Annotated in this window: 1 protein-coding gene; it reads left to right on the forward strand. The window is 58.7% G+C overall.

Translation table 11 applies throughout. The annotated features are described in order from the left end of the window. Positions 1–269: 269 nt before the first annotated feature. Positions 270–2,627, forward strand: a 2,358-nt coding sequence (locus VM163_14125) for an endonuclease MutS2 (GenBank protein ID HUT05015.1), incomplete at its 3' end; no start/stop codon positions are given.

The raw sequence follows: 2,627 nt of genomic DNA on the forward strand, positions 1-2,627 counted from the left end.
GATGAGATTGATAATCCACGAAGCACACGAAGACACACGAAGGCCTTCTTGTGATTCGTGTTGGAGTTTAAGACGCACAGCCAACCACAGAAGGCATCCCGTAGCTCAGCTGGCCACAAGCAGCAAATGCGCGAGGCAAAACATCCTCTCTTCGTGCCGCTTCGTGTCCTTCGTGGACCCCATCCAAATCAATCGCTCACGCCGCGGTCTTGACACTCGGCGGCGCCCAGACTACTTTTTTCGCAACGATAACTACCAGGAGCGACTGATTGGACGAAAAAAGCCTTCGACTGCTTGATTTCCCTAAGATGATCGAGGCGGCCGCCTCGCTTGCCGAGACGACTAAGGGCCGACTAGCGGTGGAGAAGCTCGCGCCTCAATCGGAGCAACTTGCCGTCGAGAACCTTCTCGAGGAGACGGGCGAGGGGGTGGAGGTGCTGCGGACGATGGCCTCGCCACTCGCGGGCGTCAAGATGATAGACGAGGCCATTGCCAGAAGCCGCGTGGCAGGCTCTCTCCTGCCGCCCGAAACGCTACTTGCGGTGTCTGAGACACTTCGCACCTGCCAGAACCTGACGCGGAGATTCGTGAACTTGACAGCAACCCTGCCCAGGCTTGGGCGCAAGGTGAAGCTCTTGGCCGGGCTGCCCGAAGTTACCGAGTCGATCGAACTGGCGATTGCGCCAAGCGGCGAGGTCCGCGACAGCGCAAGCCCGGAGCTTCGGCGCATACGGATCAAGATCAACACAACGCAGAAGAGAATTAGAGAGAAGCTCGACACGCTGCTCCGTTCGCGAGAGGGCATCATCGCGGCCCAGGAGCAGTATGTTACGGTAAGGGATGGACGGTTCGTCGTCCCCGTCAGGAGCGAGAGACGCTCAGCGGTGCCAGGGGTTATTCACGATCAATCATCCAGTGGCGCGACAGTGTTCATCGAGCCGAAGGAAACGGTTGAGCTCAACAACCAAGTTCGCCAGCTTCAGATAGCCGAGCAGCGCGAGATCGAGCGAATACTCCGCGAGCTCACCTCGCAGGTGGGCGAGTCGGCCGATGACATCGCAAGAGACGTAGAGCTGCTTTCCGAGATTGATTGCATACTCGCCAGAGCAAGATTCGCAAACCTTCTGGACGCTAAGATGCCCCAGATCGCCGCCGATGAACGACTTGTGCTCCGCGAGGCCAGGCACCCGCTTCTGGTGCTCGCCAACAGACGCTTTGGGGCCGAGACAGCACAGGAAGCTAACGACCAAGCTTCCGACCGGAAAGAGCTCAGCAGCACGGAGCTCTGGAGGAGATTCGCCTCGAAAGCATCAGATGATCTGGAACAGCAAGCCCAGAAGAAAGAAGGCGTCATCCCGATTGACATCAGAGTCGGCGGCGATTACCGGACGCTCGTCATCACGGGGCCAAACACGGGAGGTAAGACAGTCGCCCTCAAGACGGTAGGCCTGCTCACGCTGCTTGCGCTATCCGGTTTTCACATCCCCGCCCAAGAGGGCTCAACCGTGCCGCTATACGATGCCGTTTTTGCCGACATAGGCGACGAGCAAGGGATAGAGCAGTCTCTCAGCACGTTCTCCTCGCACATGGGTCAGATCGTGAGGATTGTGGAGAACCTGACGCGCAGGAGCCTGGTTTTGCTGGACGAGATGGGAGCGGGCACAGACCCATCGGAGGGTTCGGCGCTTGCCGTTGCAGTTCTAGGTCATTTGACTGACGCCGGCGCACACACAATCGCCACCACTCACCACAATTCCATTAAGGTATTTGCCCACTCTACCAACGGCGTCAAAAACGCCTCCGTTCAGTTCGATCCGCTAACGCTTCAGCCAACTTACCGGCTCGTCATCGGGCTCCCAGGCGCCAGCAACGCTTTCGAGATTGCCAAGCGACTCGGGCTGCCCGAAGACCTCGTTCGCAGCGCAAAATCGTCGCTGTCGGTCGAGTCCAGGCGAGTCAGCGAGCTGCTTGCGTTCCTCGACAAGGAGAAGTCCGTCGTTCGGGCACAGACAGCGGAGCTTGATAAGAGAACAAGTGAGACGTCCGCGCTTCAGGCAGAGCTTGATAAGTCGCTAAAATTCGCGAAGGAGCGCTCACAGCAGATGGTGGATTCGGCGAGGCACGAGGCGGATGAGCTCATTAAGAAGGCTAAATCGGAGGTTCGCAGCATCATGGCCTCGCTTCGGGCCAAAGGTTCGGCGGGAACGCTTGCTGCTCGCGATGTTGACCGCGCAAGGACGCGAATCGAGGGATTGCAGAAGGATGTGTTGGCGAAGTCAGAACGCACGAGCGGACCGAAGGCGCCGCCAGCCAAGTCGCTCACCGTGGAGACGATCAGGAAGGGGATGCAAGTGGAGATGGTAGGGATCGGCGTCGTTGGGGAGGTCACGAATGTATTCGAGTCCAGAAACGAGGCCGAGGTCTGCTTCGGTGGCATTAAGGTTAGGTCCAAGGTCCAAAGCCTCATTCGCGCTTCCGGGCCAGGCAAGAAGCCTGAAGACGTCAATGCAGTCCCGCCGGCGTTCGCAACAGGTTCCAAACGGCCCGGCCCCGAGCTCATGCTCATAGGGATGAAACGGGATGATGCAATCGAGGCTCTGGAGCGCTACCTTGACCAGGCGAACCTT

This window comes from bacterium (genome assembly GCA_035527515.1).
Lineage (GTDB): Bacteria > B130-G9 > B130-G9 > B130-G9 > B130-G9 > B130-G9.